This window comes from Bacillus cereus group sp. BfR-BA-01350 (assembly GCF_022663775.1).
In the GTDB taxonomy this organism is placed as follows: Bacteria; Bacillota; Bacilli; order Bacillales; family Bacillaceae_G; genus Bacillus_A; species Bacillus_A paranthracis.
In genome coordinates, this window is record NZ_JAKUGD010000001.1 from 70846 (window position 1) to 93509 (window position 22664).

A 22664-nucleotide genomic window follows, 5' to 3' on the forward strand; every position below is an offset into this window, starting at 1 on the left:
GAACAATTATGAGTGGATTACATATATTAGCGTTTGGTGCCCATGCCGATGATGTTGAAATCGGCATGGCGGGTACCATTGCTAAATATACGAAGCAAGGGTATGAAGTAGGTATTTGTGATTTAACAGAAGCTGATCTTTCTTCTAACGGAACGATAGAGTTAAGAAAAGAAGAAGCAAAGGCGGCAGCTCGTATAATGGGAGTAAAAACGAGACTAAATTTAGCGATGCCAGACCGTGGTTTGTATATGAAAGAAGAGTATATACGTGAAATTGTAAAGGTAATTCGTACATATAAACCAAAACTAGTTTTTGCGCCGTATTATGAAGATCGTCATCCAGATCACGCAAATTGTGCAAAACTTGTGGAAGAAGCTATTTTTTCAGCGGGAATTCGCAAATATATGCCAGAGGTTCCACCACATCGTGTGGAGTCTTTTTATCATTATATGATTAATGGTTTTCATAAACCGAATTTTTGTATAGATATTAGTGAATACGTATCGAAAAAAGTGGAAGCATTAGAAGCGTATGAAAGTCAGTTTTCAACAGGGAGTGATGGTGTGAAAACGCCGTTAACAGAAGGTTACGTTGAAACTGTAGTCGCCCGTGAGAAAATGTTTGGAAAAGAAGTTGGAGTTTTATATGCCGAAGGGTTTATGAGTAAGAAACCGGTTTTATTACATGCTGATTTAATAGGGGGATGTAAATGAAATTAAAAATAGGTATTACATGTTATCCTTCTGTAGGTGGTTCTGGAGTTGTTGGAACAGAATTAGGAAAGCAATTAGCGGAACGCGGGCATGAAATTCATTTTATTACATCGGGTTTACCATTCCGGTTAAATAAAGTGTATCCAAACATTTATTTTCATGAAGTGACAGTAAATCAATACTCTGTATTTCAATATCCACCATACGATTTAGCGTTAGCGAGTAAAATGGCAGAGGTTGCACAAAGAGAAAACCTAGACATTTTACATGTGCATTACGCAATACCGCATGCCATTTGTGCTTATTTAGCAAAACAAATGATTGGAGAGCGTATTAAAATTGTTACAACCTTGCATGGAACAGATATTACTGTGTTAGGATCCGACCCTTCGCTAAATAATTTAATTCGTTTTGGTATTGAGCAATCTGATGTTGTGACGGCTGTCTCGCATTCATTAATTAACGAAACGCATGAGCTTGTAAAACCAAATAAAGACATTCAAACGGTATATAACTTTATAGACGAACGTGTATATTTCAAACGTGATATGACCCAATTAAAGAAAGAATACGGTATAAGTGAGAGTGAAAAGATACTCATTCACATTTCAAACTTCCGTAAAGTGAAACGTGTGCAAGATGTTGTGCAGGCATTTGCTAAAATTGTTACAGAAGTAGATGCGAAGTTGCTTCTTGTTGGAGATGGACCAGAATTTTGCACGATTTTACAGTTGGTGAAAAATTTACATATTGAAGATCGCGTCTTATTCTTAGGGAAGCAAGATAATGTTGCAGAACTACTTGCGATGAGTGATTTAATGTTGCTTTTATCAGAGAAGGAGAGTTTTGGTCTTGTTTTATTAGAAGCGATGGCGTGTGGTGTACCTTGTATCGGAACAAGGGTTGGAGGTATTCCAGAAGTCATTCAACATGGTGATACAGGATATTTATGTGAAGTTGGCGATACAACAGGAGTGGCAGATCAAGCCATTCAGCTATTAAAGGATGAAGAACTTCACCGTAATATGGGAGAGCGAGCAAGAGAAAGTGTTTACGAGCAGTTTCGCTCTGAAAAAATCGTCTCACAATATGAAACGATTTACTATGATGTACTAAGGGATGACAAAAATGGAAAGATTTAAAAAAGCTAGTTCTATTATTGAGACTTTAAAGCAACAAGGGCATGAGGCTTACTTTGTCGGTGGAAGCGTAAGAGACCTTATTATCGATAGGCCGATTGGAGATATTGATATTGCGACATCTGCTTTACCAGAAGAAGTGATGGCTATATTTCCAAGACATGTTCCTGTTGGTCTTGAACATGGAACTGTAATTGTAGTAGAAAATGGTGAGCCTTATGAGGTAACCACTTTTCGAACAGAGAGTGAATATGAAGACTTTCGAAGACCTAGTAGTGTTCAATTTGTTCGTTCATTAGAAGAGGATTTAAAACGTCGTGATTTCACAATGAATGCAATTGCAATGACAGAAGAAGGAAAAATGGTCGATTTATTTGCTGGACAGGAAGCGATTCAAAAGAGAGAAATTGTGACAGTGGGAAATGCTGCGGATCGGTTTCAAGAAGATGCCCTGCGAATGATGCGTGGTATTCGGTTCGTAAGTACGTTAGGTTTTTCTTTAGAGACGAAAACGAAGCAAGCAATTGAAACATATGGACATTTGCTGGAACATATAGCAATTGAGAGAATTACAGTGGAGTTTGAAAAACTGTTAACTGGCACATATTGTGTGAAGGCTCTCAAACAATTAGTAGAAACGAAACTATTTTCTCATCTACCATATTTACAGATGTCAGAAGAGAAATTGTTAAAAGCTACGCAGTATAAATGGGATTCTTTTGAAGCAGACATTGAGGCGTGGGCGTTTTTCTTATACTGTATCGGGGAAGAACATCCAGCTGTCTTTTTACGTCAATGGAAGTTTTCGAATAAAAAAATAAAAGATATCGTCGCAGTTTTATTAACAATCCGTAAGAGAAAGGAGAAGGATTGGGATACAGTTCTTCTTTATAAAACGGGAATTCATATAGCTGAAATGGCAGAAAGAGTATATGAAGCGATGATTGAAAGCTATGATCATACAGCTGTTAACCGGGTACAAACGTTGTTTCAAGCATTGCCAATTAAGAGTCGACAAGAGATGAATGTGACTGGGAATGATTTGTTAAACTGGGCAAGTAAAAAGCCAGGTCCGTGGGTTGCTGAAATGATTCAAAAAATTGAAGAAGCAATTGTACAAGGAAACGTAGTAAATGAGAAAGAGTGTATAAGGGAGTGGCTGCAAGAATGCAATCTACTATAAGAAAGCAGTTATTGCAAGTTTTTTCGGAAGCGGATGGCGAGTTTGTATCTGGTCAAACGATTAGTGATAAACTTGGTTGCTCAAGAACTGCTGTGTGGAAACATATGGAGGACCTTCGGAATGAGGGATATGAACTTGAAGCTGTGCGTCGATTAGGTTATCGAATTGCAAGTAAGCCAGACAAAGTGACTGCGAATGAAATACAGTTAGGGTTACAAACGAAACATATTGGTAGAACAGTGTATTTTGAAGAGTCCGTTGAATCGACGCAACATATTGCAGCAAAGCTTGCTTATGAAGGTGCAGAAGAAGGAACAATTGTTGTGGCAGAAGAACAAACAGCAGGTAGAGGTCGTTTAAGCAGAAAATGGCATTCACCAAAAGGAACAGGAATTTGGATGAGTATTATTTTACGTCCATCAATCCCGGTTCAACATGCACCACAACTTACTTTGTTAGCCGCTGTTAGCGTTGCGCAAGCAATTGAAAAGTGCACAGGTGTAAACGTAGGAATAAAATGGCCGAATGATATTTTAATTCAAGGGAAAAAGGCTGTAGGAATATTAACAGAAATGCAAGCTGATCCTGATAAAATTAATGCTGTCATTATGGGTATTGGTATTAATGCGAATCAAAAGCAAGAACATTTTGATGAGGAAATTCAGCATATTGCTACTTCTTTAGCGATTGAATCTGGTAAGCCAATTGTTCGTGCGGAGCTTATGCAACAAATCTTTTTACAACTAGAAAAATTATATGAAGAGTATTTACAAAATGGTTTCTCTGTCATTAAAATTCTTTGGGAAAGTTACGCTGTGAGTATCGGGAAAGAAATTAACGCTCGAACGATGAGAGAGACGATTACGGGTGTAGCAAAAGGAATTACAGAGGATGGTGTATTGCTCCTAGAAGACCATGAAGGAAAAGTACATCACATTCATTCTGCGGATATCGAAATTAAGTAAAAGAAGTTCCTCTTTTGGAACTTCTTTTTTATTTCAATATTAATAAAATCTTTTAATATTTAAGTTTTATTTTAAAAGATCGTCCAGTTGAGTTTGCTTCTTATTTGACGATTACTTTACCTTCCATTCCTTTGAGGAGATGGTATCGACATATTAATTCATATGTACCGGCACTGTTAGGTTTCACGGTAATGTTTTTTTCTTTTCCTGACTCGACGACGACGTCAATACCGAGTTTTTTGATTGTAAAGGTATGCTCACTCTTACCTTTATTTTTCAACAGTAAAGTTGTTGATTCGTTAATTGGAATCGTGATGACGTTTGGATTAAAGTAATCATCGTTTAGCTCAACTTCAATCACTTTCGCTGACGCAATAGGTTGTGCCAAGTCGTTAACTGAGGCAAATACATTGAGGGAATTTAAAGTTGTTATTACCACAAGCATCACAAGAAAACCGATGAATCGAAATAACCATTTGTTTATAGACATTCGCAATTCTCCTTTTGTAAGTATATCTCCTCAATTAACCTGCATCATTATTTTATGAGTTATACCATGTATTTAAAAAGTTTATCTTTCTATGATTGAATCGTTTACTTATAAATTTCACATACCGTAATAAGAATAAAAATTATTTTTTCAAAAAAATGTAGTAATTCCTTTTTAGAGTTTGCTATAATTAGTTCGAATATGGGCAGTATCAGAGCGAACTGCACCATGATTCGATGCAATACAAAAAATAATAACTTGGATTCTGCCTTGATCCAATAACGGACTGGGACAGAGGGATGAATAATGCCGACTAACACACAACCCTTCTGCCCTTTTATGGCCAGAGGGGTTTTTTATATGATTTCGGCCATCTCCTCTCTCCTGTATAAAGGAGGAGTAGTTTTTGAAAACAAAAACAGATTTTTTGAAAATGAAAGAGCAAGGTGAGCCGATTACAATGCTAACGGCGTATGATTATCCATCTGCTAAGTTAGCAGAAGAAGCGGAAGTTGATATGATTTTAGTTGGAGATTCCCTTGGGATGGTTGTGCTCGGCTATGATTCAACAGTACCTGTAACAGTAGAGGATATGATTCATCATACGAAAGCTGTACGCCGAGGAGCGAAAGAGACGTTTATTGTAACTGATATGCCATTTATGTCGTATCATGTGTCGCCTCAAGATACGATGGTGAATGCACGCCGCATCGTTCAAGAGAGTGGTGCTCATGCACTGAAGGTAGAAGGTGCAGGAGAAGTGATATCAACTATTCATTACTTGACGAGTGCGGGAATTCCTGTCGTGGCACACTTAGGATTAACTCCTCAATCTGTAGGAGTGTTAGGTGGCTATAAAGTACAAGGAAAAGATGCTGAAAGTGCAAAAAAATTAATAGAAGATGCGAAGAGATGTGAGGAAGCTGGTGCGATAGCACTTGTATTAGAATGTGTGCCAATGCAGCTAGCAGAATTTATTTCGAAGCAACTAACAATTCCAACGATTGGAATTGGAGCAGGACAAAAAGTGGATGGGCAAGTACTCGTTTATCATGATCTTATCTCATATGGCGTAAATCGTGTTCCGAAATTTGTGAAGCAATATACGTCTGTTCAAGAGGAGATTGTGCGAGGGATTTCACAATACGTAACTGAAGTAAAGACAGGTCAATTTCCGGAAGAAAAACATTCATTCACAATGAAAGAGGAAGAATGTTTAGCGTTATACGGAGGAAAACAATAATGAAAATCATAAATACAGTGCAAGAGATGCAGCAAATTACAAACGAACTACGTACAAGTGGAAAAAGTATTGGTTTTGTCCCAACGATGGGTTATTTACATGAAGGTCATGCGACTTTATTGCGTAAGGCAAGAGAAGAAAATGAAATTGTAGTTTTAAGCGTGTTTGTTAATCCGCTACAGTTTGGACCAAATGAAGATTTAGATCGATACCCTCGTGATATTGATAGAGATGAAAATGTAGCAAAAGAAAACGGTGTAGATTATTTATTTTATCCGAGCGTAGAAGAAATGTATCCAGCAGAACAAACGACAACAGTAGAAGTTGTGAAGCGTACCGATGTGTTATGCGGAAAACAAAGACCTGGTCATTTCGCTGGTGTTGCGATTGTACTAATGAAACTATTTAATATTACATTGCCAACACGTGCTTATTTCGGTATGAAAGATGCACAGCAAGTTGCTGTCATTGAAGGATTTGTCGCTGATTTTAATATTCCGGTTACAATCGTACCGGTGGATATTGTAAGGGAAGAAGATGGATTAGCCAAAAGTTCTCGTAACGTGTATTTATCACAAGAAGAGCGTGAAGAGGCTCCTCATTTATACCGCAGTCTATGTATAGCGAAAGAAAGAATTGAGACAGGAGAACGTAATGCAGAAATCATTACAACTCTTGTGAAAGAGTATATTGAGACGTATACGAAAGGCACTGTAGATTATGCTGATTTATATGCGTATCCTTCACTACAAGTAGTGGATAAAATTGAAGGACGAATCATTTTAGCAATTGCAGTTAAATTTGAGAATGTACGATTAATTGATAATATAACAGTAACGGTTAAATAAGGGGGAGCAACTATGTTTCGCACAATGATGAGAGCGAAGTTACATCGCGCAACAGTAACAGAAGCAAATTTAAATTATGTAGGTAGTATTACAATTGATGAAGATTTAATGGATGCAGTAAATATTGTAGAAAACGAAAAAGTCCAAATTGTAAATAATAATAATGGTGCTCGCTTAGAGACATATGTTATTAAAGGAGAACGTGGTAGCGGTGTTGTTTGTTTGAATGGTGCAGCTGCAAGGCTTGTACAGCCAGGAGATAAAGTTATTATTATTTGCTACGGTCTAGTGGCAGAAGAAAATATTCATAAACAAGAGCCGAAAATTGCAGTATTAGACGATGATAATCAAATTATTGAAATGTTAGGTGCTGAAAAAGCGGGTACGATATTATAAGTAAGAAGGCTATCTCTATTATGGAGATAGCCTTTTTTGTGCATCTTTTCATTAAGATGAGATAAAACGTGGTATAGTAACATTATATAATTTTCTGTTTGATAGGTAAGAAATTGAGGTGTTACATATATGAGTAAGCGTTATGTCGTTGTGGATTTAGAGACGACAGGGAACTCCTGGAAGGATGGGAAAGATAAAATTACCCAAATTGCAGCTGTTGTAGTGGAAGATGGAGAGATATTAGAGATTTTTTCATCTTTTATTAATCCGAAGAGAGAGATTCCGCCATTTATTACAGAGTTAACAGGGATTGATGAGAGTATGGTTAAGCAAGCCCCGTTATTTGAAGATGTAGCCCCGATGGTTGTTGAGCTATTACAAGGTGCAGCTTTCGTTGCACATAACGTTCACTTTGATTGGAATTTTTTAACGGAAGAATTAAGGCAGGCTGGATATACAGAAATACATTGTCCAAAAGTTGATACAGTTGAGTTGGCGCAAATTCTTTTGCCAACGGCTGATAGTTATAAATTACGTGATTTAGCTAAACAACACGAATTAGAGCATGATCAACCGCATCGTGCGGATAGTGATGCTCTTGCAACAGCGGAATTGTTTTTACAATTTTTAAATGAAATTGAGAAGTTACCCCTTGTCACCTTGCAATCGCTTTATGAATTGAGTGATGTGTTTCAAAGTGATATAGCGGATGTGCTTTCTGAAAATATTTTAAAGAAAATGATGCATGGTAAAAAAGGAGCAGAGGGATATGAAGTGTATCGAAATATTGCACTTCGAAAACGGAATTATTCTTTAAACTTAAGTGAAACATGTGCATTTAAATTTGATGCTTTCTTGCATAAGACAATTGATAAACTTGAGTCGAATATGCCAAAGTTTGAAAAAAGAGAAAGCCAACAGAGTATGATGAAGGAAATATATACAGCGCTAAGAGATTCTAGGTTTTCACTAATTGAAGCAGGAACAGGAACAGGAAAGACTCTTGCATATTTGCTTCCAAGTATTTATTTTGCAAAGAAAAAAGAAGAACCTGTCATCATAAGTACCCAAACTGTACAACTGCAGCAACAAATACTAGAAAAAGAAATTCCATTATTACAGAAAATAATGCCATTTTCATTTGAAGTAGCTCTTCTGAAAGGAAGAAAGCATTATCTTTGTCTACATAAATTTGAATATGCTTTGCAAGAAGAAGAGAAGAATTATGATATGGCGCTCACGAAGGCAAAAATTTTAGTGTGGTTATTGCAAACGGAAACGGGCGATCGTGATGAATTAAATATTCCTGAGGGCGGAAAGTTACTTTGGAACCGGATTTGTAGTGATGTACATAGTCCGGGTGGGATGCAAAGCAACTGGTTTAGTCGTTGTTTTTATCAACGAGCAAAGAATAGAGCATTATTTGCAGATATCGTTATTACAAATCATGCGTTATTATTTCAAGATTTTTCAAGTGAAGAACCACTGTTTGCTTCATGTGAACATATTATTTTTGATGAGGCTCATCATATCGAGGAAGCAGCGAGTAGAACACTAGGTGAACAGTTCTCCTGTATGTATTTCCAGCTAGTTTTATCTCGTCTTGGTACGCTAGAAACAGATGATGTACTTTCTAAAGTATATAAGATGATGAAAAAATCAGAGCAAGCCTCCCGTTCTACTTTCCGCATGGTAAGTCATAGTTTGAAGGAATTGAAATTTGATGCGGATGAGCTATTCCAAATGTTACGTGCATTCATCTTTAAACAAACAAAGCAGGAACAAGGGATTAGCAATATGCCACTCATTTATCGATATAACACGGAAGTAGAGAAAGGTAAGTTATGGGATAGTATTACCGAGTTAACAAATCGCTTTGTATATGATGTAAGAAAATTACTCTCTACACTTGAGAAGCAAGTTGATATATTGCAAAGTAAATTAGAATGGGAAATGCATGTTGTTACAGGTGAATTTATGCATTTAATTGAGTTGTTGAGAAAGATGGCGCAATCTTTACAAGTACTCATTTTAGAAAAAAATTCATATGTGACATGGATGGAAACTGAAACGAAGGGAACCATTCATTCAACTGTTTTATATGGGCAACCTGTTCATATTGGTGAAAGATTTGCTGATGAATTTTTAACAGAGAAAAAGAGTGTTATTTTCACATCAGCAACGCTAACAGTAAACGATTCATTTGACTATATAAAAGAAGAGCTAGGCTTACATGATTTTGCTCCAAATACATTACAGGTCCCATCACCATTCCATTTTGAAGAACAGATGAAATTAATGGTTTCAACGGATGTGCCCTTTATTAAGCAAGCGAGTAATGAAGAATATATTGAATCTGTGTCGGCTCATATTGCAAAAATAGCGAAAGCTACAGAAGGTAGAATGCTTGTTTTGTTCACTTCGTATGAAATGTTGAAAGAAGCGTATACGAATTTGAAAAATGATGAGGAATTAGAAGGCTATTTATTATTAACGCAAAGTGTGAATAATAAGAGCAGAAGTCGTCTCATTCGTAAGTTTCAAGAGTTCGATAAATCAATTTTATTAGGAACAAGTAGTTTTTGGGAAGGGATAGATATACCTGGAGATGCCCTTAGTTGTCTTGTTATTGTTCGCCTTCCCTTTACGCCTCCTCATCAACCGATGATGGAAGCAAAAGGAGAGTGGTTAAAAAATCAAGGAGAGGACGTATTCGCTAAGTTAGCACTCCCGCAAGCAATACTGCGTTTCAAACAAGGATTTGGTCGTCTTATTAGAACAAGTACAGATACCGGAACGGTGTTTGTATTAGATCGTCGTTTGACAAGCGCTTCCTATGGAAAACGTTTTTTACAATCAATTCCAACTGTTCCGCTTTATGAAGGCCCTCTAGAAGAATTGTTAGAACAATTAAAGGAACGGCCAATTGAATAAAATTGGAAGGAAAAACACGCCTGAAGTGCATGGAAACTTCAGGCGTAAAAAATGTGGGTAGGAGGAATTTTATTTTTCTTACTTCTTGTATACAAAATGTATTGGTTTTCGACTTGAAACCTTTTTTTGCTGTACATGTCCTGCTATAATAGATGGGTGATGAAGCAGGGGTTGTAAAGAATGTACTCTTATTGTAACCGCATTGCGTTCTTCTATAATTAGAAATTTTTGTGTAACGGAGGAGTTTTTTCATGGATAAGAAAATCGAAGTCCTATCAACGACGCGTATTCAATATTCGTCTGACTTGTATAAAATCGTTGATAGTTTGAATCGTACGTTAAAAGAGCAGGACCTCATGTTCGGATTAGCATTAGACGAAAAAGATAAAGAAACAGCTGTATTTACGATTTACAGAACGTAGTGATACAATGAAAAAGTGGATCTTTGCAATCGTTATCGTAATCGTTGCTAGCGGAATATATGGGGCGTATGTTTATAATAAAGCAATGGAAAAGAAAATCCCTAAAGAGGCAAAATCTGTAGAAATTGCAAAAGAAAAAGCAAAGCTTGTAAAAGTAAAATCTGTGGATTATTATAACGGAGAATCTTCATATACTGTCGTACAAGGTACAGATGAAAAAGGAGAACAACTTATCGTTTGGGTGCCTGAGAAAAAAGGGGAAACTATAGTAAGGAAAAAGAGTGAAGGTATTTCTGAAAAAGAGGCTTTACAAAGAACGATTGAACAAGTCGGAGATGACAGTAAAGAGCACAAAAGTAAGCCTAAAGAAATTTTAAAAATAAAATTAGGCTTTGAAAACAATATACCATTATGGGAAGTTACATATATTGATGATGAAAATCGTTATAGTTATTACTATCTTGCATTTAAAGATGGGCAGTTTTTACGACGATACAGCATTGAAAAATAGATGTAGGGGGAACTACAAATGAAATTAGCAAAGCGAGTAGCTGCTTTAACACCATCTGCAACTTTAGAAATTACAGCAAAGGCACAAGCATTAAAAGCAGAAGGTCATGATGTAATTGGATTAGGGGCAGGAGAACCTGACTTTAATACGCCAGAACATATTATGGATGCTGCACATAAAGCGATGTTAGAAGGACATACGAAGTATACACCAACAGGTGGGTTACAAGCGTTAAAACAAGAAATTGTGAAGAAGTTTACTCGCGATCAAGGAATTACGTATGATCCGTCTGAAATTATTGTATGTAACGGCGCAAAGCATGCATTATATACATTATTCCAAGTGCTACTTGATGAAGGTGATGAAGTTATCATCCCTACGCCATACTGGGTAAGTTATCCGGAACAAGTAAAGCTTGCTGGTGGTAAGCCAGTTTATGTAGAAGGCCTTGAAGATAATGAATACAAAATTACAGCGAAGCAGCTGCGTGAGGCAATTACAGAGAAAACGAAAGCAGTTATTATTAATTCACCGAGCAATCCAACAGGAATGATTTACAGCAAAGAAGAATTACAACAGCTTGGAGAAGTATGTTTAGAACACAATATTTTAATCGTTTCAGATGAAATTTATGAGAAATTAATTTATGGTGGAGCAGAATATACTTCGGTTGCCCAGCTTTCTAATGCATTAAAAGAACAAACACTTATTATTAATGGTGTATCTAAATCTCATTCTATGACAGGATGGCGTATTGGATATGCAGCAGGAAATAAGCAGCTTATTAAAGCGATGACGAACTTAGCGAGTCATAGTACGTCAAACCCTACTTCAATCGCTCAATACGGCGCAATCGCGGCATATGCAGGCTCACAAGAACCTGTGGAAACAATGCGTCAAGCATTTGAAGAGAGATTAAACATTATTTATGATAAATTAATTCAAATCCCTGGTTTTACTTGCATTAAACCACAAGGTGCATTTTACTTATTCCCTAATGTAAAAGAAGCAGTAGCTTTATCAGGATACGAAACTGTTGATGATTGGGCAAAAGCTCTATTAGAAGAGGAAAAAGTAGCTCTTGTACCAGGTACAGGATTTGGTGCTCCAAATAACGTTCGTTTATCATATGCGACATCTCTTGAACAAGTGGAGAAAGCATTAGAACGTATTCACACGTTTATGAAAAGTAAAGTGCAAGCTTAATTGTATATTTTATTAATGTAATACAAAAACCTTCCTACATAATAGGGAGGTTTTTTTGACGAATTGTGGCAAAAAGAAATAGCGAAAGGTGTGTTATACTAGAGAGCGAGGTGTTTGGTGATGAAAAAGAAAATGATGTTACAGTGGTTTGAGCAGGGAAGCATTGCAATTCCAAAATTACTTATGATGCATTATAAAAAATTAGGGTTAAATGAAACGGAATTTATGGTTGTACTTCATGTACATACATTTTTAGAATCGGGCAATTCGTTTCCGACTCCGTCAGAGATTTCAGAACGGATGACGATTACCGAAATGAAATGTATGGAAGTAATTCAGGCATTGATTCAAAAAGGTTTTTTATCACTAGAAGGTGGACAAAAATCAGAAGCGATGATGTGTGAAAGTTATTCTTTACAACCGCTATGGGAAAAAATATTGCATTTCTTAATGAATGAATCAATAGAGGAAGAACAAAAAGAAATAAAGCAATTGCAAGTAAATTTATATACAGTATTTGAAAAAGAATTTGGAAGACCACTTTCTCCATTTGAATGTGAAACGTTGGGAATGTGGGAAGATCAAGATCAACATCATCCGAATTTAATTCAAGCGGCCCTCAGGGAAGCTGTAATGAGTGGTAAGCTTAATTTCCGATATATTGATCGTATTTTATTTGAATGGAAAAAGAATGGTATTAAAACAGTAGATCAAGCCCAAAACCAAGGACGGAAATTTAGAGCAAATCAACAACGAACGCAGCAAACGACAAAACAAGAGACGAAATTTACTGGAAAAGTGCCTTTTTATAATTGGTTGGAGCAGTAATGTAGGAGGAAGTATATGTTAAATAAAACGCAAATTCGCTATTGTTTAGACACAATGGCGGATATGTACCCAGAAGCACATTGTGAATTAATTCATGATAATCCGTTTGAACTAGTAATAGCGGTAGCATTATCTGCACAATGTACAGATGCACTTGTAAATAAAGTGACGAAAAATTTATTTCAAAAATATAAAACACCAGAAGATTATTTAAGTGTTTCGCTAGAAGAATTACAACAAGATATACGTTCTATTGGTTTGTATAGAAATAAAGCAAAAAACATTCAAAAATTGTGCAGAATGTTATTAGATGATTACAATGGGGAAGTGCCGAAAGATCGAGATGAGCTTACGAAGTTACCAGGTGTAGGTCGGAAAACAGCAAACGTAGTTGTTTCGGTAGCGTTTGGTATTCCGGCAATTGCTGTTGATACGCATGTAGAGAGAGTGAGTAAACGGTTAGCGATTTGTAGATGGAAAGATTCGGTGTTAGAAGTAGAAAAGACATTAATGAAGAAAATTCCGATGGATGAATGGAGCGTTACACATCACCGTATGATTTTCTTTGGACGTTATCACTGTAAAGCGCAGCGACCACAATGTGAAGAGTGCCCTTTACTAGAAGTATGCCGAGAAGGAAAAAAGCGAATGAAGGGGAAATAAAGGATGGAGCGAGTGATAGAAATACCGAAAGAATTTCGATGCTTACCATTTTTTAAAGAAAGTATAAATTCGATTGTATATTATACAGAACAGTCTTTTGAAGAAACAATACAAAATACTTATTTTATATATGATATGGAAAGACAATATGAGCCGTGGAATGAAATTGAAAATAGTATTCCAGTACTATTGAATGTATGGAAAAGTAAGCATGAAGACATTGCGACACTATTTCGAAACAGAAATAAGCAAGAAGCTGAAGGCCCAATGATTCTTTTTGCAGCGCATTTGTTATCAATTGTATATTGGCTAAACGAGCAACCTGTTCATTGTTTGAACAAAATGGCAGATTACACGAGTAAGTTGGAAGTACAACCAGTTAATTTTATAGAGCGATATTCGTTCATTATAAAGAAACCGAATAATTATCATTCTTATATTCAGTTAGCGCAGTTGTACATTGAAATAGAAAAGCTATATGTAAAGAAAATAATAACAAAAAAGAAGTCCTATTCTCGTTAAGAGAAAGGACTTCTTTTTTTGTATTAAGACTCTGTTGTAACAACATTTCCGTCTGCGTGTGGTGTATCTTCGCCGGTATTTTGTTGTTGTTCTTGTTGTTTCTTAGCTTCTTCTTCAGCTTTTTTTCTAGCTTCCTCTTCAGCTTTCTTTTGAGCCTCTTCTTGCTGTTTACGTTGTTGTTCTTGTTGTTTCTTAGCTTCTTCTTCAGCTTTTTTTCTAGCTTCCTCTTCAGCTTTCTTTTGAGCTTCTTCTTGCTGTTTAAGCTGCTGCTCTTGTTGTTTCTTAGTTTCTTCTTCAGCTTTTTTCTTAGCTTCTTCTTGTTTTAGTTTATCTTCATTAGCCTTTTTCTGAGCTTCCTCATCGGCTTTTTTCTTAGCTTCTTCTTCAGCCTTCTTCTTAGCAGCCTCATCTTCAGCTTTCTTCGCGTCTGGAGTTCCTCCAGGCGCAGTGAAGGATGCACCAACGGCCGGGCTTGTTCCAGTACCTTTTTTCGCTACTACAGAGAAGCTATAAGTAACACCTGGTTTAATACCACCAAGAGTAGCTGTCGTACCTTTTATTGATAAACTACCGCTTGAACCGTCAGTCGCTTTATAGCTTGCGGCATACGCATCAACTTCTGCTGGTCCAGACCAGTTTAGTGTAACTGTGCTAGCGCCATCGAAAGTGACATTAAGACCACTAGGTGCATCTACTTTAATTTGTTTAACCGCATCTTTCTTAGCACCTTTTACGTACAATTCACCATTTAATTCTTGTACGGAAGAAGGACGTTCGAAGCGTGATTTATTTGTAGCGAATTTGCTCATCATTACTTGGAACATTTGTTGCGCAATTCTAGTAGAGCGATCGCCAATGTAATTTTCTGGACCATCTTTTTCGTAACCAGTCCAAACAGCCATTGTATATTGCGGTGAATATCCAGCGAACCAGCTATCTCTGTTTGCATCAGCTGGAATACCATATTTTTTAATTACGTCTGCATCAAAGTTTTGAGTTCCTGTTTTACCTGCTACATCTATACCTGGAACGTATGCTGTTGGACCCGTACCACCAGAACCAGGTTTTACTACGTCACGAAGAACGTCAGTCACCATGTAAGCTGTGTAGTCTTGCATCGCACGTTGTTCTTTCGGTTTAAAACTTTTCTTTTTCCCATCTGGGAAGGTAACTTCTTTTACGAAGTGCGGTTTATTGTAGTTCCCACCGTTACCAAAGGCTGCATATGCCCCCGCTAATTGTAATGGAGAACTATCGTTACTACCAATTGCTGTTGATTCATATGTTTTACCGTCTTTAAATGTCATACCTAAACCTTCAGCAAACGCTTGTGACTTAGGAAGACCAACCGCTTGAGCTGTCTTTAAAGCGGGAATGTTTAATGATTTTTTCAAAGCTTCACGTAGTGAAACGTCACCTTTGTAACTATTTGTTGCATTTCGTATTTTTTTACCATCGGAATACGTATATTCTGAGTCATTTAATTGATGGTATGTAGACCATTGTAAATTCTCAATTGCTGGACCGTAGTCGAAAATTGGTTTCATTGTTGAACCAACTTGGCGTTTTAAATCAGTGGCCATATTATGACCTTTGAAAGTAGACTTACTTTCTTTACGCCCAGCTCCAATTGCTCGAACTTCTCCAGATTGTGTATCCATAAATACGAATGATCCTTGGAATTGATCGTTCGGATACTTAATAAGATTGCCATCCATAATTTTATCAGCATAATCTTGAGCATCTTGATCAAGTGTTGTATGAATCGTTAAACCATCTGAACCAATATTTACATCAGGATATTCTTTTTCAACTTCTTTTACAACCGCATCTAAAAATGCTTGATACTTCATCTCAGTTATTTCTGAAGACGGTTGAAGACCCTCTGTTACTGGAATCTTAACTGCATTATTCATTTCTTCTTTTGTTATATAACCATGTCGATTCATTAATGACAATACGACATTACGACGATTTGTTGCTCGTTCAACATTTTCCTTTTTGGTTGGATCATAAATGTTTGGACCTTGGGGTAAACCAGCGAGCATAGCAGCTTCATGTAACTGTAAGTCTTTTAAATCTTTTCCATAATATTTTTGCGCTGCTGTCGCAATACCATATGAACGGTTACCTAAATTAATCTTATTTAAGTACATTTCTAAAATCTCATGTTTAGAGTATTGTTGCTCTAATTTGTAAGATAGGTACCATTCTTGTACTTTTCTCTTTGCAGTTTTGTCCATCGTTAGAAAATAGTTTTTGACTACTTGTTGTGTAATCGTACTACCACCTTGAGATCCGAAACCTCCAGTGACATTTTCCATAACTGCTTTTGTAGTTCGTTTAAAATCAATACCATTATGATCATAGAAACGTGAGTCCTCAGTTGCAAGGAATGCATTTTCAACTACTTTTGGAATTTGATCATACGTAACGTGGGTTCGTTTTTCAGCACCGTATTCATAGAAAAAGTTCCCATCTTTATCAAGAAACTTTGTTGATAAAGGATTGACGAGTTTTGATTTGTCTAATTTTGGAGCATCCTTCACCATAACAAAGAAAGCGGAAACGCCAGCTACAAGACCAACGATACCAAGAAGTAGACAACCTATAAGGAATTTTTTAAAAAAGGAGCCTTTTTTCTTTGGTTTTTTCTCTGTATTTGTTTCTTGCTTTTGATTTTTTACATGATTTCGTTCTGTACGAGAACGATAATTATCTGACATTATACTTTCTCCTACCTTTCATTCTCTCCCCAAAAGTCGAAAAAAGAGCCTTAGTGATGACTCTATCACGAAAAATAAACCGTGTCTAGTACACGGATATAATCAATCCGAGGGTGATAACCGCATGATAATAAAGATCCATGCTCTTCTATTTCTTCTTTCGTAATCGATTTTCTTCCACCTGTATTTTGACGATGCCAAAATGCAATAATATGTTTTGCATCTAATAAATAAAGTTCATCAAAAAGTGTAAATTTAATAATAACAAATGCAATTCCATTATGAGCGATTACTTGCTTCATATGCTCAATTTGATGAAGGTGGAAGTTTTGAAGTGGAAAACTCGTTTTATTTTTTGTTTCTTTCGCTTCAAAATCGATGTATTTCCCTTTATATACACCGTTGTAATCTGTTGTAGAAGGTTGTTTAAAATACGCTTCTTTTACCACTGCAGCACTTCGAGCGGGGTAATCTACTTTTACAATTTGAAGAGGTGTAGGTTTTTTATGTACGCATGCAATATTATGGGTTAAGTAATATTCATTCGTTTCATTCAATTCCTCTTCAAGGGACATACCTCTGTTACTATAAGTATGTTTTTTAATTGGTGTTTTATGAGGTTGTGAAGCTTGATTGTACCGTTTTCCATTTGGGTAACGAATGGTCATAGTGTGTCCACTCCCAACTTGCTAAGAATTACTTACAAAGGTGATTATAACAAAAAATGAAAAAAGATGTGACCTTTTTGAAGAAAGGTATGATGACTTATTCATGTTTACATGGAATGATTATGAAAAAATTAAACAATATCGTAAAAATACGGTCTGTACAGAGAAAGAAAAAACAATGGTTTACAACATGAAGAGGGAAATAGAAATAGCTAATATGGACAACATTTCTCGAACGCAGTGTTATCAAGAATATTATGTAAGAAATAGTGAAATTAGGTGGTCTTTTTTAGCGAGTATGGTCTCGAGAAATGCGGGGTGGAATATGACTGATTTACAAGGGAGGTATTATGCTACTGTTTTACCTCAAACAGTAAAAAAACATTTGTTTTTGACTTATGAAGAAGCGAATTGGATTATTTTTTTAGATGCATTTCCTCAGCTGTTGTTATACGAAGAAAGTAAGAGGAGGCAGATCCCACTATTCCATTTGTTACAATATTTTAACGTATCCATTTTTATGGAAAAAGAATGGATATATTTTTGGGAGAAAAAAGATATAAATAGACTTATGACAGCGCTTATTATAAATGAACAAAATAAAATTCAAAAACCAGTTATTGAGAATGCATACTTTAAAAAACATGTATTCCATACAGCCCTTTTTAAATTACAAGAAATGCTTCATATTAGTGCCGTTATATTCCCAACCGTTGAAGGGAAGGTGTATGGTTTTTCAGTTTATCAATTTGAAACGTTACAGAAGCGTATAGAACTAGGAAAGAAATTAGCAGCGTTACTGTTCCATCCGAATTACAAAAGTTTATTCCATAGATTTGCATCGCAAACGATACACACAGGATCAAGAGCAGATTATGAATGTTATGTAAGTGAAGCTAGAAAATCTTGTACACCAGCTCTTAGAGAAGTTTATCCTGCTGTTGCACATGATGAAATAAGTATGAGAGATTGGTTTTGTAGAGATACGGAAATAAATGAGCTATTTTTACGAGAAGAGTATAGGGGTGAAGTTGATATAACAGAATGGTATAAAAGAAAGAGGGAGCAAATCTATATTGCTTCCACCGTAAATCGTTTTGTTAAAAGGATAGATGAGTTCGTGATATAATAAAAAAGAAGTCCCGTCTTCATTTATGAAGACGGGACTTCTTAATGTGAAGTAATCCTACTATGCGTGTTAAACATTTAATCTCAAAACGTAATGAATATAAGAGATTAAAGAAGTTTCACTTTATGTAGCAGGGAAGTTTGGACCATCTAATTTTGGATTGCCAGTTTCGGGTTTATTTTGTTTATTTTGTTTTTTCTTTTTTTCGTTTTTGTTCTTTGCCATTTTCATGCACCTCCTTTTTGTATTGTTACCATTTCTATAAATGACATACAAAATGATTTCTTTGACGAATAACAACTAGTTTTGTCATGTGGGCAGGAGTGAAGAATCATTCGGCGAAATTACATGACAAAGGAAAAGCAAAGAAGGAGGCGTTTTGTATATGGCGATGGTTCAGAAGGAAGATGTAATGAAAACAATGGATCAAATGTTAAGTTCTCTCGATTTGCTGGAAATGAATATAGGGATTAGAATGAATCATGCATTAAAGGATAAGAGTGAAAAAATATGCAACAAGATAGAAATAACAGAAATGCATATTGAGCATATGGAAAATAAATTAGTGCATCACGAAGAAAAAGGGAATTGGGTGAAGGCATTTCAAAACGTCGTAGTGAGTGCATAATAAGGTGGGAATAAAATGAAGTATGAAGCATTAATACAGTCTTCGGAAAAACTTATGCAACATAATAATGAAGCAAATGTGAAAAAAAGAGAAATGATTGAATACGATTTTTATAAGGATATGAAACCGTTTGTAGATATGGTAGATGAGGAATTAAAAGTGTGGAAAGAATTAGCTTATGAATGGATTAAGGAAGAAAAACCGAAGTATATACATGTACAGCAAATTGATCAAGTGTACGATAATTTACAAACAAATGTGTTGCAATGCTTTGTAAATAAAGGTAAAGGTAAGCGATTCTTTGAAACGCATCAAGCCATTTCGTATACTTTGCAAAATATAATTGAGCAATGTAAGTAACAAGAGGGGAAACCCTCTTGTTTTTTATGCTTCTGTCACTGTTGTAGGTTTTGTTGCCCCGTTTATTTCTAGTTCTTTTATTACTGTTCGGTAATCTGAAATACATATTTTCCCTTCGAGATACCAATGTCTCGCAAAGTCTAACAATTCATTTACATTCTCTGTGTAATACCCCTTTTTTTGAGAAAACGCTTGTTTTAAATCCCCTAATACCATGTTGATTCCTCCCCCATGAGAATCTTCTTCTTTTTTATCATAGCATGGAAGGGTTTTCTTTTATAATTTTTTAAAAATTTAAACTTCCGACAAAAATAGACAGATACTCCGTCACACAAATTATTTTACAAGTACATATTATATATGTAGAAACTTATGTGAAGGAGGAGAGAATGCATGTTTCAACAATCTAACGTATATCAGCAATCTAATCCATATGCACAGCAAAATATGTACCAATATAATACGGATACATATTTACGTTATAATATGTATCCTTTCGAGCCTCATTATGGAAATCAAAATTATTACCAGCCATTTGAAGTATCGTTTATGAATCAACCGCAGCAACCTTATATGAACCAACAACCGCAACCTTATATGAATTCACAATACTATATGCCACCACCATCTCCCTATGGCAATCAACAAGCGATGTTTTATCCACCAAAACAACCGTATCCGACACAAAATAAACAAAAGCAACAGCAGCAACCAAGTCAATTTTCTAGTTTTGTTTCCCAATTTAAAAATTCAGATGGTAACTATGATGTAAATAAAATGATGAATACAGCTGGACAAATGATGAATGCGATGAATCAAGTGACAGGTATTGTAAAGCAAGTGGGAGGCTTTTTTGGTAAGTAATGTCGAAGGTTTGTCTATAAAAAGCATTGGATAGAAAATCAAGGACTAGACAAATTTCCTTAGAATAAATGGGTATATATAACAAGCGGCTTCCCCTCTTTTCTCATACTGTAAAGTGTAATCAGATTTTTTTTATGAGAGAGGAGAGAAAAACTATGCATCATTGTCATCCTTGCTTTGGAGGGCATAAGCCTACAGGACCTATTTGTACAACTGCTCCTGTCATTCATCCGACGAAACAATGCGTAACACACTCTTTTTCAACAACGGTGGTGCCACACATTTTCCCGACACATACAACACATGTACATCATCAACAAATTAAAAACCAAAACTTCTTCCCGCAAACAAATTCAAATGTAAATGTTGTGGACCCAATCGACCCAGGATTCGGCGGATGTGGACCATGTGGCCATGGTCATCATCATCACCACCACGGTCATCAAATATCTCCATTCGGACCAGGACCGAATGTATCACCGTTTGGACCAGGACCAAATGTATCACCGTTTTTACCAAATAATGTATCACCAGTAGGTCCGAATATTGGACCAAACGTTGGTGGAATATTTAAAAAGTAAATGATATGTTAGAACTAGCGAAATGCTAGTTCTTTTTTTGTAATTGGAGTGTTGATATGAAAGTTATTGCAGTAACAGGCTATAAGCCATTTGAACTTGGAATATTTAAAAATGATCATCCAGGAGTAGAATGTATAAAAAAGGCGCTGCGTCGTAAATTAACTGCTTTTGTAGAAGATGGTTTAGAGTGGGTTATAATAAGTGGCCAGTTAGGTGTAGAATTATGGGCTGCTGAAGTTGTTTTTGAAATACAAGTAGAATATCCAGATTTAAAATTAGCGGTATTTACTCCATTTTTAGAACAAGAAGAAGGTTGGAAGGAAGATAACCGTGAATATTACGAATTTATTCTCTCTCAAGCAGACCATGTTGATAGTATCACAAAACGGAAGTACGAAAGCCCAGAGCAATTTAAATTAAAAAATCAATTTTTTATTGAAAAAAGTGATGCACTTTTAGCTGTATATGATGAAGAAAAACCAGGGAGTCCTAAATATATTGTAGAAGCGGCAAAGAAAAAAGGAGAAATAGAAAATTATCACAGTTATTTCATTCTTTTTTCCGATTTACAAGATATAATAGAAGAGGAACAGTGGAATAATGCTGAGTAATATGTAATATAGTACTCGTATATATGATTGACAAAAAGCATTGTTTCTGAAAAAATTTAGTTAATGAAAGTTTTGGCAAAAATTTGAGGTGAAGAAAATGATTTCGGATAAAATTAAATTAACGGCAAAAGATATTTTAGAAAAAGAATTTAAAACAGGTATGAGAGGTTATCAACAAGAAGAAGTAGACAAGTTTCTTGATATGATCATTAAAGATTACGAAGCTTTTCACAAGGAATTTGAGCAATTAAAGCAACAAAATGCTCGTTTAAAGCGTGAACTAGAAGAACAAAAGCTAGCAGCAACGCAAGTTCCACAACAACCAGTTGTACAAACACCAGTTGCACAACCAGTATATAACAACACGAATACGGACATTTTAAAACGTCTATCGAATTTAGAAAAAGCTGTATTTGGAAGTAAGTTATACGAATAATTTCTGGTGATAAAAAGGTTAAAGCATTTTACATAGAAAAAAACATTGCAAAATCTTTTTGTTTCCACTATACTAATGGATGTCATAACGTTTGGGTAATCGCTGCAACGCCAACGTTGTAGAGGAAAGTCCATGCTCGCACGGCCTGAGATGGCTGTAGTGTTCGTGCCTAGCCAATTCATAAGCTAGGGTATTCTGGCTGTAAGGCTGGTTTAACGGCAGGGAAAAAACCTAAGTCCTTTCGGATATGGTTTGACTACCTTTAAAGTGCCACAGTGACGAAGTCCTTGAAGAAATGATAGGAGTGGAACGAGGTAAACCCCACGAGCGAGAAACCCAAATAATGGTAGGGGAATCTTTTCCAAGGAAATGAACGATGGGAAAGGACAGGTTGTATAACCTGTAGATAGATGATTGCCACCGGAGTACGAGGCGTGGGCCGTTTGCAGTACAAAGGAACAGAACATGGCTTACAGAACGTTATGAACCAACTATGAAATAACTCAGCTCTCCTTTGTTAGAGGAGGGCTTTTTATTTGTATGAAGTTATAAATTATGAGTTAAAATGGTTAATGAGAAAATTCTTCGTAAAATGTAA

General features: G+C 35.9%; 26 protein-coding genes and 1 other RNA gene. 22 read left to right on the forward strand and 5 right to left on the reverse strand.

The genetic code is table 11. The annotated features are described in order from the left end of the window. Positions 1–8 precede the first annotated feature (8 nt). From bshB1 to MR147_RS00410, 4 genes are read left to right on the forward strand one after another with little or no spacing between them, the layout of a single operon-like run. Positions 9–713, forward strand: a complete 705-nt coding sequence (gene bshB1 / locus MR147_RS00395; RefSeq protein ID WP_000015664.1) for a bacillithiol biosynthesis deacetylase BshB1 — start codon at positions 9–11, stop codon at positions 711–713. Beyond that, positions 710–1855, forward strand: a complete 1146-nt coding sequence (bshA, locus tag MR147_RS00400; RefSeq protein WP_000768296.1) for an N-acetyl-alpha-D-glucosaminyl L-malate synthase BshA — start codon at positions 710–712, stop codon at positions 1853–1855. The genes bshB1 and bshA overlap by 4 nt, the downstream gene beginning before the upstream one ends. Then, the gene (locus MR147_RS00405; RefSeq protein WP_070805625.1) at positions 1842–3035 is read left to right on the forward strand and encodes a CCA tRNA nucleotidyltransferase; all 1194 of its coding nucleotides are present in this window, start codon (positions 1842–1844) and stop codon (positions 3033–3035) included. Before bshA ends, MR147_RS00405 begins: the two co-directional genes overlap by 14 nt. Beyond that, positions 3020–4000 (forward strand): biotin--[acetyl-CoA-carboxylase] ligase, encoded by a 981-nt coding sequence (locus tag MR147_RS00410; RefSeq protein WP_070805626.1) that lies wholly within the window; start codon positions 3020–3022, stop codon positions 3998–4000. The genes MR147_RS00405 and MR147_RS00410 overlap by 16 nt, the downstream gene beginning before the upstream one ends. Before the next feature lie 100 nt (positions 4001–4100). Here the strand turns inward: MR147_RS00410 and MR147_RS00415 are convergent, their stop codons facing one another. Next, complete coding sequence (locus tag MR147_RS00415; protein WP_000026410.1) at positions 4101–4490, reverse strand: cupredoxin domain-containing protein; 390 nt, start codon at positions 4488–4490, stop codon at positions 4101–4103. Positions 4491–4896: 406 nt separating this feature from the next. On the opposite strand from MR147_RS00415, the gene panB reads away from it, so the two are divergent. The 10 genes from panB to MR147_RS00465 all read left to right on the forward strand — a co-directional run bounded on the left by panB (position 4897) and on the right by MR147_RS00465 (position 14063). Next, entirely contained in the window at positions 4897–5733 is an 837-nt protein-coding gene (gene panB, locus MR147_RS00420; protein ID WP_000853114.1) for a 3-methyl-2-oxobutanoate hydroxymethyltransferase, read from the forward strand. Next, positions 5733–6581 carry a pantoate--beta-alanine ligase gene (gene panC / locus MR147_RS00425; protein ID WP_074610156.1) on the forward strand — a complete coding sequence of 283 codons (849 nt, stop codon included), beginning with the start codon at positions 5733–5735 and terminating at the stop codon, positions 6579–6581. The genes panB and panC overlap by 1 nt, the downstream gene beginning before the upstream one ends. 12 nt (positions 6582–6593) lie before the next feature. Then, positions 6594–6977 (forward strand): aspartate 1-decarboxylase, encoded by a 384-nt coding sequence (gene panD / locus MR147_RS00430; protein WP_000490176.1) that lies wholly within the window; start codon positions 6594–6596, stop codon positions 6975–6977. Between the two features lie 129 nt (positions 6978–7106). After that, entirely contained in the window at positions 7107–9911 is a 2805-nt protein-coding gene (gene dinG, locus MR147_RS00435; protein ID WP_000044928.1) for an ATP-dependent DNA helicase DinG, read from the forward strand. 251 nt (positions 9912–10162) lie between these two features. Further along, entirely contained in the window at positions 10163–10333 is a 171-nt protein-coding gene (locus MR147_RS00440; protein ID WP_074610157.1) for a YpmA family protein, read from the forward strand. 7 nt (positions 10334–10340) lie between these two features. Beyond that, on the forward strand, positions 10341–10844 hold the full coding sequence (locus MR147_RS00445) for a cell wall elongation regulator TseB-like domain-containing protein (protein WP_000758749.1): 504 nt from the start codon (positions 10341–10343) through the stop codon (positions 10842–10844). Between the two features lie 18 nt (positions 10845–10862). After that, positions 10863–12050 carry an aspartate transaminase AspB gene (aspB, locus tag MR147_RS00450; protein WP_049113584.1) on the forward strand — a complete coding sequence of 396 codons (1188 nt, stop codon included), beginning with the start codon at positions 10863–10865 and terminating at the stop codon, positions 12048–12050. Positions 12051–12170: 120 nt separating this feature from the next. Next, positions 12171–12878, forward strand: a complete 708-nt coding sequence (dnaD, locus tag MR147_RS00455) for a DNA replication protein DnaD (protein WP_000728540.1) — start codon at positions 12171–12173, stop codon at positions 12876–12878. A gap of 15 nt (positions 12879–12893) precedes the next feature. After that, positions 12894–13541 (forward strand): endonuclease III, encoded by a 648-nt coding sequence (gene nth, locus MR147_RS00460; protein ID WP_000933025.1) that lies wholly within the window; start codon positions 12894–12896, stop codon positions 13539–13541. A gap of 3 nt (positions 13542–13544) precedes the next feature. Beyond that, positions 13545–14063, forward strand: coding sequence for a YpoC family protein (locus MR147_RS00465; RefSeq protein ID WP_074610158.1), 519 nt, complete (start codon positions 13545–13547; stop codon positions 14061–14063). Positions 14064–14086: 23 nt separating this feature from the next. On the opposite strand, the gene MR147_RS00470 is transcribed toward MR147_RS00465, so the two are convergent. Both MR147_RS00470 and recU read right to left on the reverse strand, forming a co-directional pair. After that, a complete protein-coding gene (locus MR147_RS00470) occupies positions 14087–16789 on the reverse strand; it encodes a PBP1A family penicillin-binding protein (protein ID WP_074610161.1) in 2703 nt (900 codons plus the stop codon). Positions 16790–16854: 65 nt separating this feature from the next. Next, complete coding sequence (recU, locus tag MR147_RS00475) at positions 16855–17457, reverse strand: Holliday junction resolvase RecU (RefSeq protein WP_074610163.1); 603 nt, start codon at positions 17455–17457, stop codon at positions 16855–16857. 103 nt (positions 17458–17560) lie between these two features. Here recU and MR147_RS00480 point away from each other — a divergent pair, with 103 nt between their 5' ends. Further along, a complete protein-coding gene (locus MR147_RS00480) occupies positions 17561–18586 on the forward strand; it encodes a DUF2515 domain-containing protein (protein WP_074610224.1) in 1026 nt (341 codons plus the stop codon). Positions 18587–18709: 123 nt separating this feature from the next. Here MR147_RS00480 and MR147_RS00485 read toward each other — a convergent pair whose 3' ends face one another. Next, complete coding sequence (locus MR147_RS00485; protein WP_001982922.1) at positions 18710–18886, reverse strand: hypothetical protein; 177 nt, start codon at positions 18884–18886, stop codon at positions 18710–18712. A gap of 85 nt (positions 18887–18971) precedes the next feature. Here MR147_RS00485 and MR147_RS00490 point away from each other — a divergent pair, with 85 nt between their 5' ends. Next, the gene (locus MR147_RS00490; protein ID WP_001252039.1) at positions 18972–19214 is read left to right on the forward strand and encodes a hypothetical protein; all 243 of its coding nucleotides are present in this window, start codon (positions 18972–18974) and stop codon (positions 19212–19214) included. Positions 19215–19229: 15 nt separating this feature from the next. After that, on the forward strand, positions 19230–19574 hold the full coding sequence (locus MR147_RS00495; protein WP_000872959.1) for a YppE family protein: 345 nt from the start codon (positions 19230–19232) through the stop codon (positions 19572–19574). A gap of 24 nt (positions 19575–19598) precedes the next feature. On the opposite strand, the gene MR147_RS00500 is transcribed toward MR147_RS00495, so the two are convergent. Beyond that, positions 19599–19790: a YppF family protein gene (locus MR147_RS00500; RefSeq protein ID WP_000242664.1), complete on the reverse strand. Its 192-nt coding sequence runs from the start codon at positions 19788–19790 to the stop codon at positions 19599–19601. Positions 19791–19967: 177 nt separating this feature from the next. Between MR147_RS00500 and MR147_RS00505 the strand changes: the two genes are divergently transcribed. The 5 genes from MR147_RS00505 (at position 19968) to rnpB (ending at position 22544) form a co-directional block, all read left to right on the forward strand. Then, on the forward strand, positions 19968–20438 hold the full coding sequence (locus tag MR147_RS00505; RefSeq protein WP_074610165.1) for a YppG family protein: 471 nt from the start codon (positions 19968–19970) through the stop codon (positions 20436–20438). Positions 20439–20593: 155 nt separating this feature from the next. Further along, positions 20594–21019 (forward strand): CotD family spore coat protein, encoded by a 426-nt coding sequence (locus MR147_RS00510; protein WP_000546265.1) that lies wholly within the window; start codon positions 20594–20596, stop codon positions 21017–21019. A gap of 56 nt (positions 21020–21075) precedes the next feature. Further along, positions 21076–21630 carry an SLOG family protein gene (locus MR147_RS00515; RefSeq protein ID WP_000862921.1) on the forward strand — a complete coding sequence of 185 codons (555 nt, stop codon included), beginning with the start codon at positions 21076–21078 and terminating at the stop codon, positions 21628–21630. A gap of 97 nt (positions 21631–21727) precedes the next feature. Next, positions 21728–22066, forward strand: coding sequence for a cell division regulator GpsB (gene gpsB, locus MR147_RS00520; protein ID WP_000622430.1), 339 nt, complete (start codon positions 21728–21730; stop codon positions 22064–22066). An 87-nt stretch (positions 22067–22153) separates the two neighbouring features. Further along, an RNA gene (gene rnpB, locus MR147_RS00525) (RNase P RNA component class B) lies at positions 22154–22544 on the forward strand. The last annotated feature ends 120 nt before the right edge of the window (positions 22545–22664 follow it).

Excerpts from the sequence above, each read along its gene's own strand:
- bshB1 (WP_000015664.1), top strand. The coding sequence starts at position 9 with ATGAGTGGATTACATATATTAGCGTTTGGTGCCCATGCCGATGATGTT.
- bshA (WP_000768296.1), top strand. The coding sequence starts at position 710 with ATGAAATTAAAAATAGGTATTACATGTTATCCTTCTGTAGGTGGTTCT.
- MR147_RS00405 (WP_070805625.1), top strand. The coding sequence starts at position 1,842 with ATGGAAAGATTTAAAAAAGCTAGTTCTATTATTGAGACTTTAAAGCAA.
- MR147_RS00410 (WP_070805626.1), top strand. The coding sequence starts at position 3,020 with ATGCAATCTACTATAAGAAAGCAGTTATTGCAAGTTTTTTCGGAAGCG.
- MR147_RS00415 (WP_000026410.1), bottom strand. The coding sequence starts at position 4,490 with ATGTCTATAAACAAATGGTTATTTCGATTCATCGGTTTTCTTGTGATG.
- panC (WP_074610156.1), top strand. The coding sequence starts at position 5,733 with ATGAAAATCATAAATACAGTGCAAGAGATGCAGCAAATTACAAACGAA.
- panD (WP_000490176.1), top strand. The coding sequence starts at position 6,594 with ATGTTTCGCACAATGATGAGAGCGAAGTTACATCGCGCAACAGTAACA.
- dinG (WP_000044928.1), top strand. The coding sequence starts at position 7,107 with ATGAGTAAGCGTTATGTCGTTGTGGATTTAGAGACGACAGGGAACTCC.
- MR147_RS00440 (WP_074610157.1), top strand. The coding sequence starts at position 10,163 with ATGGATAAGAAAATCGAAGTCCTATCAACGACGCGTATTCAATATTCG.
- MR147_RS00445 (WP_000758749.1), top strand. The coding sequence starts at position 10,341 with ATGAAAAAGTGGATCTTTGCAATCGTTATCGTAATCGTTGCTAGCGGA.
- aspB (WP_049113584.1), top strand. The coding sequence starts at position 10,863 with ATGAAATTAGCAAAGCGAGTAGCTGCTTTAACACCATCTGCAACTTTA.
- dnaD (WP_000728540.1), top strand. The coding sequence starts at position 12,171 with ATGAAAAAGAAAATGATGTTACAGTGGTTTGAGCAGGGAAGCATTGCA.
- nth (WP_000933025.1), top strand. The coding sequence starts at position 12,894 with ATGTTAAATAAAACGCAAATTCGCTATTGTTTAGACACAATGGCGGAT.
- MR147_RS00465 (WP_074610158.1), top strand. The coding sequence starts at position 13,545 with ATGGAGCGAGTGATAGAAATACCGAAAGAATTTCGATGCTTACCATTT.
- MR147_RS00470 (WP_074610161.1), bottom strand. The coding sequence starts at position 16,789 with ATGTCAGATAATTATCGTTCTCGTACAGAACGAAATCATGTAAAAAAT.
- recU (WP_074610163.1), bottom strand. The coding sequence starts at position 17,457 with ATGACCATTCGTTACCCAAATGGAAAACGGTACAATCAAGCTTCACAA.
- MR147_RS00480 (WP_074610224.1), top strand. The coding sequence starts at position 17,561 with ATGTTTACATGGAATGATTATGAAAAAATTAAACAATATCGTAAAAAT.
- MR147_RS00490 (WP_001252039.1), top strand. The coding sequence starts at position 18,972 with ATGGCGATGGTTCAGAAGGAAGATGTAATGAAAACAATGGATCAAATG.
- MR147_RS00495 (WP_000872959.1), top strand. The coding sequence starts at position 19,230 with ATGAAGTATGAAGCATTAATACAGTCTTCGGAAAAACTTATGCAACAT.
- MR147_RS00500 (WP_000242664.1), bottom strand. The coding sequence starts at position 19,790 with ATGGTATTAGGGGATTTAAAACAAGCGTTTTCTCAAAAAAAGGGGTAT.
- MR147_RS00505 (WP_074610165.1), top strand. The coding sequence starts at position 19,968 with ATGTTTCAACAATCTAACGTATATCAGCAATCTAATCCATATGCACAG.
- MR147_RS00510 (WP_000546265.1), top strand. The coding sequence starts at position 20,594 with ATGCATCATTGTCATCCTTGCTTTGGAGGGCATAAGCCTACAGGACCT.
- MR147_RS00515 (WP_000862921.1), top strand. The coding sequence starts at position 21,076 with ATGAAAGTTATTGCAGTAACAGGCTATAAGCCATTTGAACTTGGAATA.
- gpsB (WP_000622430.1), top strand. The coding sequence starts at position 21,728 with ATGATTTCGGATAAAATTAAATTAACGGCAAAAGATATTTTAGAAAAA.